Origin of the sequence: Treponema zioleckii, from assembly GCF_014737315.1 — a bacterium.
Classification (GTDB): Bacteria; Spirochaetota; Spirochaetia; order Treponematales; family Treponemataceae; genus Treponema_D; species Treponema_D zioleckii.
In genome coordinates, this window is sequence record NZ_JPUF01000039.1 from 17,063 (window position 1) to 38,306 (window position 21,244).

General features: G+C 40.4%; 12 protein-coding genes. 6 read left to right on the top strand and 6 right to left on the bottom strand.

Translation table 11 applies throughout. The features are described from left to right. Positions 1 to 459: 459 nt before the first annotated feature. The 3 genes from JI65_RS10930 (at position 460) to JI65_RS10940 (ending at position 7,732) form a co-directional block, all read left to right on the top strand. A complete protein-coding gene (locus JI65_RS10930; protein ID WP_191016409.1) occupies positions 460 to 1,917 on the top strand; it encodes a glycoside-pentoside-hexuronide (GPH):cation symporter in 1,458 nt (485 codons plus the stop codon). 601 nt (positions 1,918 to 2,518) lie between these two features. Next, positions 2,519 to 4,192: a M30 family zinc metallopeptidase gene (locus tag JI65_RS10935; protein ID WP_191016412.1), complete on the top strand. Its 1,674-nt coding sequence runs from the start codon at positions 2,519 to 2,521 to the stop codon at positions 4,190 to 4,192. Between the two features lie 558 nt (positions 4,193 to 4,750). After that, the gene (locus JI65_RS10940) at positions 4,751 to 7,732 is read left to right on the top strand and encodes a sensor domain-containing diguanylate cyclase (RefSeq protein WP_191016422.1); all 2,982 of its coding nucleotides are present in this window, start codon (positions 4,751 to 4,753) and stop codon (positions 7,730 to 7,732) included. A gap of 133 nt (positions 7,733 to 7,865) precedes the next feature. On the opposite strand, the gene JI65_RS10945 is transcribed toward JI65_RS10940, so the two are convergent. From JI65_RS10945 to thrS, 5 genes are all read right to left on the bottom strand, one after another. Beyond that, positions 7,866 to 8,618, bottom strand: coding sequence for a hypothetical protein (locus JI65_RS10945; protein ID WP_191016425.1), 753 nt, complete (start codon positions 8,616 to 8,618; stop codon positions 7,866 to 7,868). Positions 8,619 to 8,978: 360 nt separating this feature from the next. Then, positions 8,979 to 11,129 carry a GGDEF domain-containing phosphodiesterase gene (locus JI65_RS10950; protein ID WP_191016428.1) on the bottom strand — a complete coding sequence of 717 codons (2,151 nt, stop codon included), beginning with the start codon at positions 11,127 to 11,129 and terminating at the stop codon, positions 8,979 to 8,981. A 438-nt stretch (positions 11,130 to 11,567) separates the two neighbouring features. Next, positions 11,568 to 12,464 carry a 1-acyl-sn-glycerol-3-phosphate acyltransferase gene (locus tag JI65_RS10955; RefSeq protein WP_191016431.1) on the bottom strand — a complete coding sequence of 299 codons (897 nt, stop codon included), beginning with the start codon at positions 12,462 to 12,464 and terminating at the stop codon, positions 11,568 to 11,570. Between the two features lie 736 nt (positions 12,465 to 13,200). Then, positions 13,201 to 13,755: an RHS repeat domain-containing protein gene (locus tag JI65_RS10960; protein WP_191016434.1), complete on the bottom strand. Its 555-nt coding sequence runs from the start codon at positions 13,753 to 13,755 to the stop codon at positions 13,201 to 13,203. 565 nt (positions 13,756 to 14,320) lie between these two features. Next, positions 14,321 to 16,084 (bottom strand): threonine--tRNA ligase, encoded by a 1,764-nt coding sequence (gene thrS, locus JI65_RS10965; RefSeq protein WP_191016436.1) that lies wholly within the window; start codon positions 16,082 to 16,084, stop codon positions 14,321 to 14,323. 168 nt (positions 16,085 to 16,252) lie between these two features. On the opposite strand from thrS, the gene JI65_RS10970 reads away from it, so the two are divergent. From JI65_RS10970 to JI65_RS10980, 3 genes are all read left to right on the top strand, one after another. Then, on the top strand, positions 16,253 to 16,537 hold the full coding sequence (locus JI65_RS10970) for a hypothetical protein (RefSeq protein WP_191016439.1): 285 nt from the start codon (positions 16,253 to 16,255) through the stop codon (positions 16,535 to 16,537). Between the two features lie 177 nt (positions 16,538 to 16,714). Beyond that, complete coding sequence (locus JI65_RS10975) at positions 16,715 to 18,124, top strand: TP0584 family protein (RefSeq protein ID WP_191016442.1); 1,410 nt, start codon at positions 16,715 to 16,717, stop codon at positions 18,122 to 18,124. Positions 18,125 to 18,586: 462 nt separating this feature from the next. After that, entirely contained in the window at positions 18,587 to 20,152 is a 1,566-nt protein-coding gene (locus tag JI65_RS10980) for a peptide ABC transporter substrate-binding protein (protein WP_191016444.1), read from the top strand. Between the two features lie 39 nt (positions 20,153 to 20,191). Here JI65_RS10980 and JI65_RS10985 read toward each other — a convergent pair whose 3' ends face one another. After that, the gene (locus JI65_RS10985) at positions 20,192 to 20,929 is read right to left on the bottom strand and encodes an SDR family NAD(P)-dependent oxidoreductase (protein WP_191016448.1); all 738 of its coding nucleotides are present in this window, start codon (positions 20,927 to 20,929) and stop codon (positions 20,192 to 20,194) included. Positions 20,930 to 21,244 lie beyond the last annotated feature (315 nt).

Here is a 21,244-nt window from a genome sequence, read left to right on the forward strand (position 1 = left end):
GGTTGGTCTTCTAGCTCTAGTGGCTTTTTTGTATAAAAAAGTCATATTTTATAGCTTGGAGGACGTGCGGTGAGCCGAATCGAAATGATTTTGCTGGTAATCGTGCTTCTGTTGCTCGGTTATCCGGCGTGGTAAAAACGCAGTTATCTTCGAGACACTATCGGAGAGCAAAAAAAACCGCCTAGTCTGACCACTAAGCGGTGATGCCCGAAAGGGCTTTGCAGTTTGTACGAAGACCAACCATAACCTTGGTCGCCTTTCTTATTAGTTTATCGTCGTTTGCTTTAAAAATCCATAGCTTTATAAAAATCTTTTGCAGGAGTATAAAAATTCTACTTTTAAAATAATTTATTTCTAGACGATTATCTATTGACATGATAGTATTAATATCAGATTGATATTTGTATTATCATTCTTTTATGCTGCTAAAATTGAATTAATTTCATAAAGGGGGATTTTATGTTGGGCTTAAAAGAGAAAGTGTCCTACGGGCTTGGTGCTGTAGGAAAAGACATGGTTTACATGCTCTCGGCAAGCTATATTTTGTATTATTTTCAGGATATTCTTGGTGTTAGTGCGGTGGCAATGGGCGTTATTTTGCTTGTTGCACGCGTTTTTGATGCGTTCAACGACCCGATTATGGGCGTAATCGTCGCGAAAACAAAAACTCGCTGGGGAAAATTCCGACCGTGGCTTTTAATCGGTACGCTTACCAATGCGGCGATTCTTTTCTTGATGTTTGCGGCTCCGCCAGCTTTGGACGGACAGGGGCTCGTGGCTTATGCCGCCGTAACGTACATTCTTTGGGGCGTTACTTATACGATGATGGACATTCCGTATTGGTCAATGATTCCAGCTTTTACGAGCGGCGGTAAGGAGCGCGAAGGGCTTACGACTCTTGCCCGAAGCTGCGCGGGAGTTGGTTCTGCAATTGTTTCGATTGTTACGATGATTGCGGTTCCTATGCTCGGAAAAATGCTCGGCGGCTCGGTTCCTGCGGAACTTGCTTCTCGCTACCCAGGAAAGCAGTGGCTTGAGCTTACAGGATTCAGGTATTTTACTCTCGCGGTTGCGATTCTTTTTGTTTTGTTCACGGTGATTACTTGTCTTGTAATCAAAGAAAAATCTTCTGTGAACATGAAAGCTGCCTCAATCAAGGAGATGTTCAAGGCTCTCGTTCAGAATGACCAGGCTATGACTGTAGTTGTTACGATTGTCGTTATTAACGTTGCTCTTTACATCACGTCGAATTTGGTTCTCTACTTCTTTAAATATGATTTGGGCGGAACTGACTGGAACGCAGGTTACGTCCTTTTTAACACCGTTGGTGGCGGAACCCAGATTCTTGCGATGATGATTCTTTATCCTTTCTTGCGAAATGTTTTGAATCTCAACAACATAAAGATTTTTTATGTGAGCATCGGAATGAGTATTGTAGGCTACGTTGCTCTTCTTGCAATGGCTTCGTGCGGAGTAAATTCCGTGCCGATGTTCCTGGTTCCGGGAGTTCTCGTAATGGCGAGTGCCGGCGTGAACAACGTAATCATTACGGTTTTTCTCGCGAACACGGTTGACTACGGCGAGTTAAAGAACAATCGCCGCGACGAGAGCGTAATTTTTAGTATGCAGACTTTTGTAGTAAAACTTGCTTCTGGAATTGCTGCGTTCATAGCTTCGCTTGCGCTTTCTGTTCTGAATCTGAAGAATCTTTCTTGTTCAACAGACGACATTAATATTGACTTTGCGGCTACCGTTGACGCGTCGTCAAAAATGGGGCTTCGCATGGTAATGACCGTGATTCCGATTTTGGTTCTTATCTGCGGTCTTTTTGTGTTCAAAAAGAATTTTATTTTGACCGACAAAAAAATCGAAGAGATTAACTGGGAACTTTCCGAGCGTCGAAATTCCATTCAGTAGGTGCAGACTTCCGCTGTAAAAAAATCTGGGGCGTCCGCTTCGTCGCTTAAAAAAATGATGGCTGAACGGAATAGGTATCTGACTCCCTTCGGTCGCACCGTTCAGAATCATTTTTTTAGCGCCTACGCTACCGCCCCAGATTTTTTTTAACTTGGTTTTTTCACACTGAATAGATTTCTTAAAAGTAGAGGGGTGGAAGGTATCCGACTCCCTTCGGTCGCGAACGGTCAAAATCAGTTTTCTGTCCCTCCTACGCTTTCGCCCCAGATTTTTTCTCGTTCCTTTCACTTTTGCAGGCAAAGCTTAGCAAGTTGTTTTGGTTACTTGCGGTGGTTGAGCGGAGTCGAAACCACATTCAGCAATGACAGAGAAGACTCGGTTTTCTTGCAGTTTTCAATTTTCAATTCATCTGTGGATTTATGGCAAGAAAGTTTATAAAAGATTGTTATATTTTCTCTAAAATGATGTAATTATTCTTAAAATTTATTATATTAAGTTAAACTTAAAAAGAGCTAGTTTTATAAAAAAGTAAAATCTTAAAAATTTTTTTGAGGGCAGACAATTTTGTCTGGGGGAAACGATTTACTTTTAGGGTAAGACTATGAAAAAGTCCAGTTTAATTGGAATTACATCTCTTTTTATTTTTCTCTTTTTATTTTCTTCCTGCGAGGAAATCCTTGAAGAAGAGATTTCTGTTGTAAGCGCAACTGAGTCAACTTCCTGGAATTACGAAGAAACTGCGCCTGTTGCAGAAATTTCTCCAACTACACGCGAAGTTCGTCTTGAAGGCCTGAAGGCCGGACAAAAACTTTATCTCGCAAAAATCAACCCGACATCAGATGTGTTCGAAAAAGACCTTGTGCGGTACGTGGATACTGTCACGGGCGTAGAACTGACGACTACGAAGCGTGATTCTGGCAGTGCAAGGTCTGCTTTGGCGATTGAAGAATCGTCTTTGGGCGAGGATTCTGACTTGCCTGAAATTGTTGACGTTGTTGTGGAGCCTGAATTTGATAATTCGCGAGCGGCGGTTGCGGCGACTCCTCTTGAAGCTAGCGAGCGTGCGGAGCTTAAAGTTGGCGCGAAGACTCAGCTTTATATTTCCCACGGAACGAAAAGCGGCAATCTCTCGTCATTCTACAAAGAGGACGCGACTCTGTATGCAGTTGGCGAGCACTGCAATGTTTGGATTGTGGATAAATACTACGGCAGTTCAAATACTGGAATTAAGGTGAATAAATCTCGTGCTGAGAATTTTGCTGACAAGTTTGACCGAGAAGAGCAGAATATTTACGAGTCTGTCCGGGATGTTTTTGGCGAAGAGTCCGACAGAATTTTTATAAGCAAGTCTGAACTGGGCGACATGGAAACTTATTCCCGCTTTGGAAAAAAAGTGAACATCGTCATCTACGATATTGGAAACGATTCTGCAAACGGTGGAATTGTCGGATATTTCAGCACGAAAGATTATTATCTTGATGGTGTTACAAAGTACAGTAACAGCGGCAAGTTCCTTTACATCGATTCTTGGTATACTAACGGTGGAAAATATGGTGAATATGAAGAACTTGCGCTTTCGACTCTTGCGCACGAGTTTCAGCATCTCATTCACTTTGGCATGAAGAAAATTCGCCACAATCTTTCTTCTGCCACTTGGTACAACGAAATGCTTTCGATGCTTGCCGAAGATTACGTTCACAAAAAATTGATAATTGATGATGGTGGAAATCTTCGGCGTCGTTTAGAACGGTTTGTAAAAACTTATTTTGAAGTTGGGCTTGAATATAGAAATGATAAAGTTAGAGAATCTTATGCCTCTGCGTATGCCTTTGGTGCCTGGCTCGTGCGCGAGTACGGCGGCGAAGAGCTTTTAAGGGAATTGTCTCACAATGCCGCCGTAAATCTTGATTCCGTCGTGCAGGCAGTGGCCGTTGTTGGCGGAAAAGAGATTTCAATAGGCAGTTTGCTCGGCGAGTACACTCAGGCCTGTGTTTTTAACAAAGAGCTTGTTTACGATTACCCCACTTTTGACCAGGATGCGGGGCTTTTATCAAAGATTGATTTATGGACCTTTTATAATGGTAGGACGAATTATGAGGGACCCCCAGATTCGGTGTGGGGGCCTATCTTATACGGATACAATGACCAGTATGAGTTAAGGCCCTACGGAATAAATCTGGTTGAAATTGGAACGGTGGATTCGCCTGGAGGGGTGTTAATCCGGTTCAATGAAACCGGAGCAGCTAATCAAAAATTGTATGTATTTGTTCAGTAAAAGTTGTTAAAAATAAATTAATGAGTAAACTTAGAAAAAAAGTAAGGCTTTTCCGTACAAACTCAAAAACCTTAAAACGTACTGCTTACAAAAATGTACATCAAAAAAGTTTATCCAAAAAGTATTAAAAAACAAAAATCCAAAACACCCCTCCAACTTCCTTAAAAATCTTTCAAATCTTTTAAGTCCTTCAAATCAAATCCCAAATACAGAATGAATTTATTAAAATGAATTTCTCCCTTATGCAGACGCCTCAGTGTCATGTCGTTCACACCGTTATGTCATGCTGAACTAGTTTCAGCATCCGTGCTGTATGGTGCAGAGATTCCTAAAGAAGATTCCATGATATGAAAGTCTTTGAAATGATGGCTGAGCAGAATCGGTATCTGACTCGCTTCGCTCGCACTGCTCAGAATCATTTTTCATTTTCTCTGTGTCTAAATTGTCAGTCGGGCTGAAGTCACCGTGTAAAAATCTGTTTTAAAAAATAGCATTTGCTAACGGAATTTTTTTTGAGATTTAAAAAAGTCTGTTATAATGTAAAGTGAGTTATTGTTTATGAAAAAAAAGGACTTCGGAAAAATCCCTTCATTAATCGGAATCTTTATTCTTATCATTTTTTCGCTATTTTTTTATACCGTTTTGGCACGGAATATTTTCTTAAAACATGCTTTGCAGTCAATTCGTCAGAATACCGGACTTGTTTCTGTTCAGCTCGACGAATTTTTTTCTGCCAACTTAAAATCAATAAGTATGCTTGCGGGCTTTCTTGTGGACGCACTTGAAAATCCAGAATCGCTTACAAAAGAAAAACTTGCCGAAATCGAAGAAGACACAAATTTTGATTACATTGAGATTTTTGACCTTGAAGGAAAGAACATTCAAACGTCGGAGAATCATCATTACACGGAAACTGCGGAAAGTTATGATTTTTTTGAGAACGCGCTTTCGGGGCATGAAGGCATTTGGATAAACTATTATCCAAGATTCACGGACGACGTTCTTTTGAATTTTTACATGCCAATCAAAAAAAATGGCAAAATTGCAGGAGTCTTGAACGGAGTCGTTAACGCAAAAAATCTTAATCAGTTTTTGACGCTGAATTTTTCAAATCAAAAAATTTTGGAACTCATCTGCGATTCAAATTTAAAAATCATCACCTCAAATTCTGAAAGCTTTCAGCCGGGAACTTTGCTTGCAAATTATTCTGACAGCCGCATCGTTGAACTGCTTATTGAAAAATGGAATAAAAATGATGATTTAGCCTTTGCGTTCAGGCAATGGCTTTCAAAAGGCGCGGCTTGCGTTTCGGCGGCGAACGAATTTGACCTTCACGTGATTCAAATCGCTTCGCCAAAAAATGTGAACAATTATATGCAGGACATTACGATAAAAACTTTGATTGTAATTCTGTTCATAATCCTGCTGCTCGTTGCATACATTTTTTATATCATGCAGAAAAACAAGCGAAAATCTCTTCTGAGCGAAACTTCCCGCCGAAATCTTATGAACGCGCTTTCTGCGAATTTTGAAAATCTTTTTGTAGTGAACTTAAAAACGCGCGAGGTTTCTGTTTTTATCCTGGACGAAGAAATTTCCAAAAAATATACGGAGCTTTTTAAAACCGTGGATTATGACACGGGAATTGCCCAATACATAAAAAACGAGGTTTACGGGCCGGACGCGCATCTTTGGGAAAATATCGAAACGATTGAGTCGGCTTTCCGTTTTTTTGCTGAAAAATCTGAATATACTTTTATTTACCGCGTTCTTCGGGACGGTCAGTTGCATTATTTTCAGTGCTCCCTTTTTAAGCAGTCCAAAAACATAAGCGAATTTATTGTCATCATAAAAAATGTTGACCAGATGATTTTGACGATAAATGAAAAGACCGAATTTCAAAGCCTGCATGAAATTATGCGGTCGGGGCAGTGCAGTTTTGATTTTGACAACGGAAATAATCTCGTTGAATGCAAATGGTCAGACCCGTTCCGCCGTTTGCTGGGTTACAGCGGTGTTACCGACTTCCCGAATTTTTTTGAGTCCTGGACGAACCTTATCCACGAAGAAGATAAATCTGCGGTTCTAAAAGCTTTTTGGCGTTTTGTCCGAAGCGGAAGCTCTGCACAGCTTTTTGAGGCGGAATGCAGAATTTTGACGAAGGAACGCGGTTACAGGTGGTTTCATTTTGCGGGAAGAATTTCTGGCCGCGAGAACGGATTTTTTAAGCATTGTCTGGGAGTTTTTGTTGATATTGACGACCAGCGCCGTCAGATGAAAAATCTGTACGCTATCGCAAAAATTTACCACACGATGTACAGCGTTGATTTGGAAACATTCAAAATCACGGAACTTAGTTCGATTGAACTGCTAAAAAATCTGGTTGATTTGGATTCACCGGCAGACGTTCAGTTCAGAAAACTGATTCCTGAGTTTTTTGTTCCGAGCGAGGTTGCCCGGCTGATGAAGTTCGTTGATTTGACGACTCTTGCCAAACGCATGAGAGACAAGCGCACGATTTTTGGCGAGTTCATTGGAAAAATTCATGGCTGGATTCGCGCGTCGTTTATCGCTGTGGACTGGGACGACGAGGGAAATCCTAAAAACGTGATTTTTGCGACAGAAGTTATCGACAACGAAAAACGCAAGGAAGAAAAACTCGTGAATTCCGCGAATACGGATGAGCTTACGGGCTTGGAAAATCGCCGCGCATACGATTTAAAGATAAACAATCTTGCGGAAAGCCCGCTCGGCGACGATTTTGTTTACGTTTCAATCGATGTGAATGGACTTAAAAACATCAATGACACTTACGGCCACTCTGCCGGCGACGAGCTTATTATTGGAGCTGCCGATTGCCTTAAAAAAGCCTTTGGGGATTATGGCAACGTTTACCGTGTCGGTGGCGACGAGTTTCAGGCCGTCTTGAATGCTGACGGGGAGACTCTTTCAAAGATAAAAGAAAATCTTGAAACTTTGGTTCAAAATTGGAAAGGTGATTTTGTGGAGTCGCTTTCCATTTCTTGCGGTTACGTTAGCAAGACTGATGTTGAAGAGAAACTCTCCGAACTTTCGATTAGTGAAATTGCAAAACTTGCCGACCGACTTATGTACCGAAACAAAGCCGAGTATTACGCAAACAAGGGAATTGACCGCCGTGGGCTTGGCGAGGCCTTTAACGCGATTAGCAAGTCGTATTTGAAAATTCTCAAAATTCATCTTGCAAATGATATGTTCAATGTTCTTAAAGTTGATGAGCATGAAAAAAACGCTGAATGCGGATACGACGAACGACTTTCTGTGTGGCTGAAAGGTTTTGTGGATGCAGGTTTTGTGGAAGATAAGTTTGTTGATGAATTTTTACGGCGCACCGCCAGTCGAAATTTGCTTGACTATTTAAAAGTTCACGACACATTCACTTTTAGGTATGGAAGAAAACTGAATTCGAAATACCAGCCAGTCTTTATGGAAGTAATTAAAGCGCCAGAGTTTAGCGAAGAAAAACCTGTCTGCTTTTTGATGGTAAAAAAAGATTTTTAGCAAGATTCCCGTATTGAGCACGGGAATGACAAACTGCACCGCGGCGGTTGAGACTAATCCTTTGGATGTTTCGACAAGTTCAATCACCAAAGCTTTGTAGTTCTTAGCCTCTCTCCACCGCCGCAAAAGAAAACTACAATTCGTATTCAGTTTCTGTGCCGTCTACAAAAAAGAGTTTTACCTTCGTAACTTTGATTTTCTTAATCGATGCATTCGTCCACAAAACGCCCGTAGCCGACTTGTAAGTTTCACCGTCTTTTGTAGGTTCAACTGTTTTTACGGTCTGCTCGGAGCGGCCTGTGCGTTCGCAAGTCATCGTTTCGCCTTTTACGTTCTGCGGGAGCAAGGTGAGCGAAACTGCGCTAATATCTTTGCCAGAAATATTCGTAAACTCAAAGTCAACCGAAATATCATCGCTTACGGCTGCGTCTTTGCGTTTTTGAACGCTTGCGCTTACGCCCGAAAGTGGTCTTACCGGTTTTACGTAGCTTGCCGTAATGTAAATCAAATCGTCTTTTGTAGAAAGTTCAAATTTTGTTTCAAGCTGAGTTTTAGAAGTCGTGTAGGCAAAATACTGGAATTTTGAAACTGAAGTGAGCTTGAACTGCAAAAGTTTATCCAAAAGATCGGAATCATTGTATTTTTTGAGTTTTGACGTTCCGAATTTTTTCCAGCTCTTGATTTCTTCGTCGTAAACAAAGAACGTAAAATCAATCTTTTCGGTAGTTTTGTTCACGGTTTTGATGTTTGAGTAAACGTCGGTCAACTCTTTTGCATCAAATACCTTCCATGATTTGTCTTTGTACGCTGGAATTTCTGCTGAAACTGAAAAACATGCAGTTGCTGCGATGAGCGCACCTGCAAGAATCGTAAGTATTTTTTTCATTTGGATTGTGTCCTCCTAAATTTTTATTAGGTTGAATGTCGAGTTTTTTAATCAGCTTAAAAAATGCGTCCACTACCAGAAAAGCGCGTCTTTTTTGTCATGGCTGAAGGTAAGTGGAATCCGACTGCGCTCGTTTCACTCGCTTGCGAACCTTCAGAATGACAAATCAGCCGCTTGCTTTTCTTCTCGTTACCGCATTTTTTCATTTTGTCTTGAAACTCGAAATTGAGCCTATTAATTTTAGTATATCGAATAACTGTCTGTCATGCTGAATTCATCTCAGCATCTTGCTTACTGAAATATCTTCGGAGCGCAGATTTTGAAATAAATTCGGAATGACGGACAGTTGATATTTTATTTTTAATCTTCAATTTTTGAAACACTAAGATTCATATATAAATCAGTTGTTTCCTTGATTTTAAAGAGATCCATCGTCATTTTCATTTTTGTCGGAACACCGTGGTAATTCCTTAAGTATTCCAGCGTGCGTGTTGATGTGTTGCCAATGAAGGTCTTCATCAAGAAAAACGGGTCTACGAACGAAAGATATGCATATTTGTATTCTGGCAGAATAAAATTTTCTGCAAGGTATCGGCATTCATCAAAATATGATTTTTTTATGCAACCAGTCTCGCTCAACCACGAACCATTTTGGTGAGTGTTGATTGTGGCGTTCTTCGTAATATTGACCACAAAATTGTAAATCGGTAATTTTTTTTCCTTTTCGATGAAATTTTCCACATAACTTTCTGCCGTGCGGATTGCAATTTCATTCAGTTCAGATTCTGTGTGCTCGGTCTGCTTTTCTGTTTCTTCAAACAATTTCTTTTCAAAGTCGTCAATAGGAAGCGGTTTTGAAAAAAAATATCCCTGAATGTTTTCGCATTGCAAATTTTTTAAAAAATCCACTTGATTCTGATTCTCAACACCCTCCGCAGTTACAGTCATTCCTAGCTCATGGGCGAGCGTTACGATGTGCTCAATAACTTTGTCGCCGCCGTAATTTCCAATATAGTCAATAAGGCTCTTGTCGAGTTTGAGTGTTTCAAAGTGGAGCGAGTTGAGTGCAGAAAGGGACGAATAGCCGGAACCAAAGTCGTCCATGTGCAATGAGAATCCTGCGTTAAAAAAACTGTCGGTAATCGATTTTATTTCGTCGTTGTTTATCGCTGCCGATTCCGTGATTTCAATCGGAACCAATCCCGTCTCGATTCCGATTTCGTTTATAATCCATTTGTAGGTTTTTACAAGGTTCTTAAAATAGAGACTTGCCCGCGAAAGATTAATAGAAATCGGTACGATATGCTTTTTTGCTTCAAGCCAATGTTTTTGTTGCTGGCACACGTTTCTAAAAACATATTCGTCCAGCACGCGAATCATGCCGTTCCGCTCAAAAAGCGGAATAAACTCGTTCGGCGGGACGATTTTGCCGTCTCGTACCCAGCGGACCAACGCTTCGGCTCCAATAAGCTTTTTTGTCTGCGGATTGTATTTTGGCTGAAAATAGATTTTGAAATCTTTTTTTGCGATTGCGGTTTCAAAATTATCTTCCATCATTTTTTCTGCAATAAGTTTTGCTGTGTCCTGCGGACTGAAAAATGCGTAATTTTCGTTCTGTAAGTTGTGAACGTTTTGTTTTGCGACGACGGCTTCGTTAAAAACTTGTTCGATTTTTAGCGAAGGTTGCCAATATGAAACTCCAAAGAACGGCGCAAATTGAGGAACGTCAAGCTCACCCGCCATGAGCGAGGTTGCGAGGGTGATATTTTTCATAAGGCTTTTTACGGCTTCTTTGTCATCCGTCTGCACAAAAAGTATGTAGTGATTAGCGTTTATATGGGCTGCAAGGTCTTCTTTGTTGATTGTCGCTCTTATGCAGTTCCATACAGCCCGGATTACCTCATCGCCCTTGCTGATTCCGCATACGGAATTTATTATGTTAAACGAACTTATATCAACCGAGATGATGTAGCCGCATGTTTGTCGTTCGTTCAGTTCTTTTTGAAAATAATGATAGTTGTGGTCGTTCGTAACTTGGTCTATAAAAGCGAGTTTTTCTGTTTCCCTTTTCTTTGTGCTTTCAAGTTCAAGCTGTTTGCTGGTGCAATCTTTCATAATAACGAGCGTGAGAATGTCGTCGTTTTCGTCTTTGAACAGAATGAATGTCGTGTTTATGTAAATTTTTTTGTTCAGCTCGTTGAACGTCCAAAAATTCACTTCCTGCGAAAAAATTCCCCTCTTAAAATTTTCGAGGAGTTTTCGCTGTATGTTTGTGTAAAAATCAATGTTTTCTTTTTGTTCAATAGATATTTTTTTGTCGCATAAAGTTTTTATCAATTCGGAAAACGAGCATGGGCAAGAAAATCCGTACCTGCTGAGGGCTGAATAGGAATATCCGTCACCTTTTATCGTAACATCTGACTCAATCAGATTTTTTGAGACATTTGCATAAAAATATGAAATGGCATCCGATATGAATGCCTGAAAAGCTAGTTTTTCAAAATTCTGCACTTTAGAACCTTAAAAAATAGTATAACATATTTTCAGATTTTTTTCACGAAATGTTTTTTATTTATCCAGGGACTCCGCATTATGAACTTACAGGGGTAAAAAAAATTGTCTGCACTATCGTAAACAATCTACAGTGACTTCCTTAGTTTTGTTTGCAAAACTGATAGGAACGACGAAAACTGTTATGCAGATTGAAAGCAAAATATTTTCGCTCTCGGTCCGACAATTTTTTAGTCAGTTTGCCCATAATGCAAAATCCCTATTTATTTAGCTATCCGCGATTCCGAATTTGTTTAGGCCTTTGTAGTAGCTTTAAAATAAGAGACCCCGAAACAAAGCGACTGCTACTGCAGTCGAGTTCGGGGTGACGTCTGCAAAATAGTTTGGGAATAGCCTTTCGAAAGATTCTATTTAAAGAATCTTAAAGAATCGGTTGTTTTACTTTAAGCGTTCGATTTCGGCATGTTGTTCGTCGAACTTTGCCATAATGCTGTCCATAACGGCCTGTTTTGGGTCTGGGCAATCTTCTGGCAATGTCGCAAGGTAATCTTTTCGGTATTGCTTGCAGTCGATTACCGGGCTTGCCGCAAAAATCTGAACGGCCGGCTCGATTTGGTCTGCGAGCATATCGTCTGGATTGTTCATGTCTATAGAAAGGCAGCTTCCGTTGATTGTTACGAGAATCATAATGTCGAACATGCGGAGATAAGAATCAATCTCTTTAAGTCCGCGTTTTGTCTCAGGATGCCCAGGTCGGTATCGTGTTCCGCTTGGGAAAACGAGAATCACTTCGCCGTCGCGCTTGCATTTGTCCATTGCGCGCATTGCCGCAAGGTTTATGGTTCTTGCCTTTTTTTCCTCTTCTTTTTTCTCTTCCTCGCTCTGTGCATTTGCCTCGGCTTTTGTCAGTGAGCGTGTCGGATAAATTACGACCCTGGTAAAACTCTCTGCAAAGGCACGGACAAAAGGGTTTTCTTCGTTTAGCTTCATTCCTGCGATTGCAACGATTCTCTTAGAAAAATCTTTTCCGTCTTCCCCCAAGTCGTGCTCAAGGAGATAGCATAAAGCTGGCAGGTCTGTGTTCGCGTAGTGCTCCATAAGGATAAGACCATGCTTACCGGCTTTTACCTGTTCAAAAAAATTCTTGAAGTTTTCTTTGCCTTCAAGACGGCTTCCCTCTGCCATATTTTCGGCTACGAGTATGTCCATATATTTTCTTGTGTTTTCGTTTGCTTTTTGATAAACGTTGGTTTCGTCAATTTTTGCTGCCGCATGAGAATATTCGGCTAACTGCTTGAACATTTCACCATATTTTTCACGAATTGAAGGTGCCATAACTTTCCTCTGGTTTCCTCTGATTTTGTAAAATATCTTTATATTTTATGTTTCAAAATTAATTTTATCAATATAAGGACTGAAAAATTATCTTTTTGATATTGATTGTCCGTAAAAATCTTTATGAGTAAAAAACGCATTGAATGTCTGTAAATACGATAAAGAACTTTAAAATGTAAATAAAGCTAAAGAATAGTTAAAAACAGGATGAAATGTGAGGATAATTTGAAAAAGTAAAATTTTTGGCTTTATAAAAAATAATTAATTAATGCGGGATTTTCTGAAAAAATCTTAAATTTTACAGAAAATACTAAATATTTCTCCTGTTATTTTTGATTTTTCTTCTTTATTTTTAAAATGATTTTTTTTGATCGTTCAAAATTGTAAGGAAATTCCGAAATTTTCTAGAAACTTTTAATTGGTTATTTTTTTTGAAGAAAAATATTTTTTAAATTTTGCAAAGAAACATAAAGTTATGGTCATGAATGTCAAATATTTCTTGACTTTTCATAAGGTTTTTCATTTGCAGAATTCTGAGAATTGTAAAGATTTCTTAAATATGCGGGATTTTTGTAAAAACTGCGAGGTCGGTTTAGAAAAAATAAGCCTGGCAGAATTAAAGAACTGACAGGCTTGGGGCTGGCGGTTAACCAATTTGCGATTCTTTTTGAAGGGCGTGTTCCTGCTTTTTAATTAAACTCTGCCATTTACACAGAAAATTTTACAAGGTCGTGCTTCACAGTCTAGTGTATTCTATACTATGGATTATATTACCCTTTGAATCGCATTCAAATTCTTGCCAATATTCATAACCATCTGAGTCTTTGTGATGGAGTATATTACCCATTGAATCGTACCACTCTTCTTCACCGTCTGAGTTTTTGTAGTGGATTTTATTACCCTTTGAATCATATTCAAACCATTTTTCATGACCATTTGAGCCTTTTGAATGGAGTATATTACCCATTGAATCGTACCACTTTTCATGGCCATCTGAGTCTTTGGAATGGATTATATTGTTCTTTGAATCGTATTCAAACCATTGTTCATGACCGTCTGAGTCTTTGGAATGGATTATATTGTTCTTTGAATCGTATTCAAACCATTGTTCATGACCATCTGGGTTTTTTGAATGGATTAAATTACCCTTTGAATCGTATTCAAACCACCATTCTGTTTTATCTACCCATATTCCTGAGTCGCCTTTTCTTTCCCAAAAAAATTTTTCTGCAAATAAGAATGTATAGAAACAACAAAATAAAATTGCAAATGACAGTTTCTTTAGTTTCATAATAGATCCTTCTTCTTTTTAGGCTTCTGTTTTACAGAAAAAAGTTTACCTTAAAAATTCCACAACTCAAATACCTTATGCGCAAGGGTGTGGAGCAGTTGCGAAGCAAGCCACTGGACTGAGCGGCTGAATGGGAGCGAGGGAAGCGGTCGACGCCCGAAGTGTAACGAAGGGTTGCGCCCTAATGGAAAAGTCAGTTTTTTTATTGGAAAGTGGTATAATCAAAATGATTGACAAAAGGGCTTTATGAAAAAAATGATTTTTTTGAACGTTCAAAATTGTAAGGAAATTCCGAAGTTTTCTAGAAACTTTTAATTGGTTATTTTTTTGAAGAAAAATATTTTTTAAATTTTGCAAAGAAACATAAAGTTATGGTCATGAATGTCAAATATTTCTTGATTTTTCATAAGTTTTTTCATTTGCAGAATTCTGAGAATTGTAAAGATTTCTTAAATATGCGGGATTTTTGTAAAAACTGCGAGGTCGGTTTAGAAAAAAAAGACGTTCATCATTGAAGTGAAGTGCACCTCAGATGATGAACGCCTTTTTTTAAGTGATTATAAAACTAGAGCGTTGTTTTATGGTTTTTTGTGTTCTCTGCAAGATATGCTTTGAATTCATCAATGCTCATAGTCTTTTGTGGAAGACCTGAATCTGCGCGGAATCTTACGTTTACGCTGTTTGATTCTTTTTCTTTTGCTCCGACAACGAGAATGTAAGGAGTTTTGTGCTCGCTAGTGATAACCTTTATGTTAGACTTCATGTTGTCGCCGTTCGAGTAGCTTTCTGCGCGGAAGCCTTCCTCTCGGAGTGACTGCGCGATGCTGTCCGCATATTCGTTGAAATCTGGTCCAACCGGAACGACTGCAACCTGCTCAAAAGCGAGCCAAGCCGGCATTGCTCCCGCAAAGTTCTCGATGATGATTCCGAGGAATCGCTCCATTGAGCCAAGAATCGCGCGGTGAAGCATTACTGGATGGTGCTTCTGGTTGTCTGAGCCGATGTACGTTGCGTCAAGTCGCTCTGCAGATGGAAGCTGGAAGTCCGCCTGAATCGTACCGCACTGCCATTCGCGTCCGAGGCAGTCGTAAAGTTTGAATTCAAGTTTTGGTCCGTAGAACGCACCTTCTCCCGGCTGAATCTCGTATTCGAGACCAGCTTCGTGACAAGCGTCAGAGAGGGCTTTTTCGGCGCGCTCCCATGTAGCAAGGTCTCCAACGTGGTCTTCTGGCATTGTAGAGAATTTTACGACAAGTTCATCGAATCCAAAGTCGTGGTAAACGGATTTTAGGAGCTTGCAGAATTTTGCAACTTCCGGGGCAACCTGCTCTTCGGTACAAATAATGTGCGCATCGTCCTGAACGAATCCACGAACACGCATGATTCCGTGCAAAGTTCCAGAAGGCTCGTTTCGAACGTCGTGACCGAATTCTGCAAGGCGCATCGGAAGGTCTTTGTATGAACGTGAGCGTGACTTGAAGATTTCTAGAGCGCCAGGACAGTTCATTGGCTTAATCGCAAATACGCGGTTCTCAGACTCTGTGATGAACATGTTTCGCTGGTAGTGTCCCCAGTGACCTGAGCGTTCCCAAAGTGAGCGAGGCATGATTGCAGGAGTGTTTACTTCCTTGTAACCGTCGGCGAGAACTCGCTTTCTCATGTAATCCTGAATTGTCGTATACATTGTCCATCCGTTCGGATGCCAGAAAATCTGGCCCGGATCCTCTGGGTCAATGTGGAAAAGGTCGAGCTGAACGCCGAGCTTTCTGTGGTCGCGTTTTTCTGCTTCCTCAAGCATTTTGAGGTAATCTTTAAGGTCGTTAGGTTTTGCAAAACAATATGTGTAGATTCGTGTGAGCTGTGGGCGTTTTACGTCGCCTTTCCAGTAAGCTCCGGCCATTTTTGCGATTTTAAAAGACTGCTGGTTGATTTCTTTTGTTGACGCAACGTGCGGACCACGGCACAAGTCCATAAAGTCATCCTGCTTGTAAGTCGTGATTACGGCGTCTTCTGGAAGCTCGTTGATAAGCTCAACTTTGTAAGGTTGGTCTGCAAAAAGTTTGAGCGCTTCTTCGCGGGTAACTTCGGTTCTTACGAATTCAAAGTTTCCTGAGAGAATTCTTCTCATTTCTTTTTCGATTGCCGGAAAATCGTCCTCGGTTGGTTTGGTTCCGGTTGTGGTATCGGTAAAATCAAAGTCATAATAAAATCCGTTGTCGATAGCCGGGCCGATTGCAAATTTTGTTCCCGGAAAAAGATGCATGACTGCTTCTGCCATTACGTGAGCACAAGAGTGGCGAATAATTTGAAGCTTTTCGTTTTCTGCCATTTTTTCTTCCTTGTTAAAAAATTTATTTTTATAGCATACAACTTTTTCAATTTTTATTTCAATTAGTGTGTTGTCGTGAATTTTGCCTTAAAAATAGATTTTTGAAAAAACTTACATGTTTGCTTTTTTTTGTATAGTGTAATTGTTATTATTTTGGAGGGATTTCTTATGAAATCATTAAAAAAGTTTTTCTTGTTGGCTCTTGCCGCTGTGGCACTTACCCTTACATCTTGTATGAGTTTTCAGGCTGAGGACTTGGCGGTTCTCAAACAGGATTCTTCTATGAAAATGCTGGGGCATTTTGAGAAAGAAGTTCTTCTAAACAGTTTTACTTCGTCTATTTGGGCACCGGCTCATCTCAAGGTTTCTGGCGATGTGATTTTGTACAACTCGCCGGCAGTTGGTCTTGAAAACACGGACGAGGCAATCAGCGTAGCGTTGATGGATATGTAAACTAATTTTTTTTTCGGCATGGAAAGCTGATTTTCCATGTCCGTTTTTTTTGCATGACGATACTTGTTTTCTATATTAAAATAATATTAATAAGGTTCGTGAGCAATTTGCGGCAGCTGGATTTTTAAAGTCGTATTATATTGTGGAAATGCGCAGATTGTGCCGATAAAGATAGATATGGAAAATAATAGTAATTTTACAAGTCAACTTTTAGCAGCTCTGGATGAAAAAAGCCAATGGTATGATGCTGAGCAATTGCCGTATCTGCTGGAGAATTTCCGTCTTCTGCATACTTGTGTAAAAAATTTATTTGAGTTCCTCGTAAAAAAATCGTTGATTACTCCTGATCCATATAAATTGGACAAAAAAATTTCAGATATAAAATCCCCTGATTCTGCTCAGTTCGTTGAAAGCGAGCGTTCCGTAATTATGGGACAAAGATTTTCCGATTACGAAAGCACGCTTGATTTTTTGTGCACTTACTATAAATTTTCAGTTTCTCAGCTTACTCTCGGAAATATAAAAAAACTCGTTGATTTGAGTAATGCGTTCATTTGGACGTCATTCTCCGTAAATAGCAACCGAGTGAACACACGTGTTCTTGCGAATCTTGTTGCCGACGGTCGCCACAACAGCGATGCGATGACAGCAAGCATGATTAACGACAGTCTTTCAAAAGCGGCCCATGCCGCAACCGAAATAAATGAATTCCTAAAAAAATTCACTGACTTCAGGCGTGAAGTTTATAAAGGCGATGTTCGAAGAAAGGTCATTGGAGGCTCTGGTTTTGACAGCCAAAAGGCATTTTCTTCGCCGGCAGGAGAATTGCAGCAGATAAAAAAGAATTTTGCTGCCGGAATGGGAAAAGTTCCGTTCTTCAATGAACTTATAGATGAAATCGTGCAGGAAGACCAAGGTTCTGACAAAGATGCTCGTCAAAAGGCTCTTCTTTCAAAACTTCAAATTGAAAAAAAATCTGTTGAAAAAGAGGAAGAAAGCGTTGACACAAAAGCCATGCTTATGGAGTCAATGACTTGTTTAGGCGCGATGACGCCGCTTCTGACGCAGGTTACAGAAAAAGTCAAAGAGAATCATGATGTGCTTGAAAGCGAGCACAATTCGTTTTTCGCACGGCTTTTGGCTTTGCTCAGAAAATCATTCGGAATCGAGGAAAAGCCGCTTTATTACACTCTTATAATTGTTGAGCAGACTACTTCCGCAAAGCGAAAAGAAAGAATCAACTATCAGACGTTCGTGAGCGACCTTACGACAAAGGCAAGACGTTTTGCGGCACTTTCACAGAAAGGTTCAAGCGGATACAACAAATTGGTTTCTATGCCAGAAGCAAAAATCCTTGAATTCATTTCGGCACAGATTATCGATTGCCAGAAAATGCTCGTGCTTTTGAATGCCCTTGATGAATTCTTTAAGTCTTCCGTAGCGCCAGTCAACAAATCAAAAATCAAGGGATTGAAGATTGACATTACGTCTCTTAAAAACACAGTCGTAAAGGCAAATCAATATCGGGCTGAATATTCCGCTTATATCGAAGAAGAAGCGCAAATGCGTAAGCTCGGAATCAAATAGGTTCAATTTCGAGTTTTTACAAAGCCCGTCATTCCGAACTCGTTTCGGAATCTCGTCCAACGTTGCAGGGGGTGTAGATGCTGAATCAAGGCGACCGCGAAAACGAAAGCGGTCGAGTTCAGCATGACAGTAGTGTGCTCTTCTCGCATGGCAGAAAACTCGAAATTCGGCCAAATAAAAAACTTTAGAAAAAAAACATATTTTAAGTTTTTCGAGATATCCAAAATAAAAGCTGTCGGGCAATAAGGATTCAAAATGAAACCTTTTCCCAGACGGCTTTTTTTTATGCTGAGACGTGTTTTGAAGTCAATTCAAAATCTATTAATCTTTATGTTTTAGGAGTATAATCGAAGAATATGAAAATTAGAAAACTTTTTTTTACGCTGACATTTTCTTTGTTTTTTACTAGCAGGCCTTTTTGCACAAAGTGATTCTTATGATGATTCTTCGGATTTTTTGGATTTGCCGAAAGATTTGCTTGATGAGCTGAATCAAAAGGATATTGTAGATCCTTCTTTGCAGCGAAATTTTACGATTGTGATGGCGGAACAAAATTTTGACCTAAATCCGCATACGGCTGCATATTCAAATGAGGCGCAGCTTCTTGATGCCTTGTACGAAGGACTTTTTTCATATAATCCAAAAACTCTCGAACCGACTCCTGCAATTGCTTCTGAATATAAAATTTCCCGTGACAAAAAAAGATGGACTTTTACGATTCGTTCCGACGCAAAATTCAGTGACGGAAGCTCAATCACCGCACAGGACGTTAAGGATTCTTGGCTTGCTCTCTTAAAAACAAAAAACGCACCTTACGCTTCGCTTTTGGACTGCATTTCTGGCGCGGAAGAATATCGCACCGGCAAGGCTAAGGCTGATGATGTGCGAATCACCGCAAGGAACGCAAATACGCTCGTGGTTGTCTTAAAGTCTCCTACGGCGCACTTTTCTAGGCTTTTGTGCCATCACGCTTTTTCGGTTCAGAAAAAAAAGGCTTACAGCGGCGCGTTTGTGTTGAAAAATCGTGATTCAAAAAAAATCGTTCTTGAAAAAAATAAAAATTATTGGGATGCAAAACGTGTCAACTTGCCGCAGATTACGGTTGAAATGTCGAATAATTTAAAAGACAATTCGTGGAAATTTAATGATGAAAAAGCAGACTGGGTTGCTAGCATGATTGACGTAAAATCTTTGCTGAACAAAAATTCCCTGAGAATCTCGGCAATTTTTGGAACTGAATATTTGTTTTTTAGCTGCAAAAAGGCTCCGTGGACGAATGCTGATTTGAGAAATGCCTTGCTCACCGCAGTTCCGTGGAAGGAGCTTCGAAAGGGGCTTATTCAGCCGGCAACGACGCTGGTTTTTCCTCTCGCCGGCTACCCGAAAGTGGAGGGCCTTTCCGAAACTTCGCCCGAAGATGCCATTGACATGATGAAAGCTGCCCGAAAATCGTTAAAACTGAAGGATTCAGAAAAACTTACGCTCACTTTTGGCGTTATTAAGGATTCTGAAAAGCAAAAATCACAGTATGAACTTTTGAAGAAAGCTTGGGAGCCTTTGGGGGTTGAGCTAAAAATGGTTACTGCTGATGATGCGCGCTATGTTCAGAAAATTCCTGACTGGGATTGTGATTTGTTCTCATATTCTTGGATTGGGGATTTTGCGGATCCTGTGGCGTTTTTGGAACTGTTCCGCGAGGATTCCACATTGAACCCTTCAAATTGGAAGAACGATAAATTCAATTCGTTCTTGGAACAGGCTTCCCAGACAAACGATTCTTCTGAACGCAATAAATTGCTCTCAAAGGCAGAGCAGGTTTTGCTTGATGACGGTGAGATTCTTCCGATTGGGCATTCTTTCTGTATGCATGCCGTAAATCTTGACAAAATCGGTGGCTGGTCGTTGAATGCTCTGGATATTCATCCGTTCAAATATCTTTACATTCGTGAAAAAACTCAGAAGATTCAGCGTGCACCGAACATCGTTATGGGAGACGCTGAAAATTTCGATCTTTTGAGCCAGCTCTGAAAATGCGAGGTTTTTAGTTCTCTTCTGTTATTTTCTGGACTAAAAACTCTCAGTCGGCTCTGTACTGTCTGGCCAAACGAAAAGGTCGGCGCAGTTTCGCTCGCCGCCCGAAACGTTGATTGCCTGTCCCGTGCAGAATGTGTTCACCGCTGTTAAAAAATAGCACCATTCGGCGGCTTCTTCTGGAGTTGCCCAGCGTTTTAGCGGTGTTACGTTCATAATTCTGTTCCATAGCTTTTTGTCTTCCATGACGGATTTGTTCAGTTCTGTTGAGACTCCGCCAAAACAAATCGCATTGCAAGTGGCATGATAGCGGTTTGCGAGTGCGATTGCAACGTGCTTCATGTAGCCAACTATACCCGCTTTTGAGGCAACGTACCCCGCAAATTCATTGCCGTTCAGGGCGGAGACTGATGCGTTAAAAAGCACTGATTTTATTGAAGGCTGAAAAGCATATTTTTGAGTAACGTAAATCGAGCCTAAAAGATTTGTTTTGATGTCTTTTTCAGGGAGCGAATTGTCAGGGGTTTGAATTCCCGCGTTGTTAATCAGAATCTCGATTCCTGGAATTTCTGGGAGCGAAGATTTGTCTGAAATGTCGGCGACAAAATGTGTGTAGCTACCAAGATTCTCGCCCGCGGAATGCATAAAATCCGTGTACAGCGAAAGATTGTCTTCCGTAAGGTCAATGCCAACAACATCGTGTTTTTCTTTTAGGAATTTTAGAGCCATCGCGCGGCCCATTCCGCTGCAAGTTCCTGTAATCAAAACTTTCATTTATCTTCACCCCACTAAAGTTGCGAGCGTAGCGCGAGCAACAAAACTGCACCCGCGAAACGCGGCTTTGCTTGTCGCCGCGTTTCGTGAGTAACTGCAAGTGTTTCCACCAAAGCGCGAGTTTTTCGCTGGAAAAACTTGCGGGAAACGCACGAGTTCGCTTGCAATCGCAAATTGAAATTGTGTCATTCCGTTAATTTTTCTGGCACAGATAAACAGTGATAAGACACCGATGAAAAAATCTGTGTCCCATCTGTGCTAATCTGTGTGTATGAAGGTGGTTTCGACTCCGCTCAACCACCGTAAGTTTGCTTG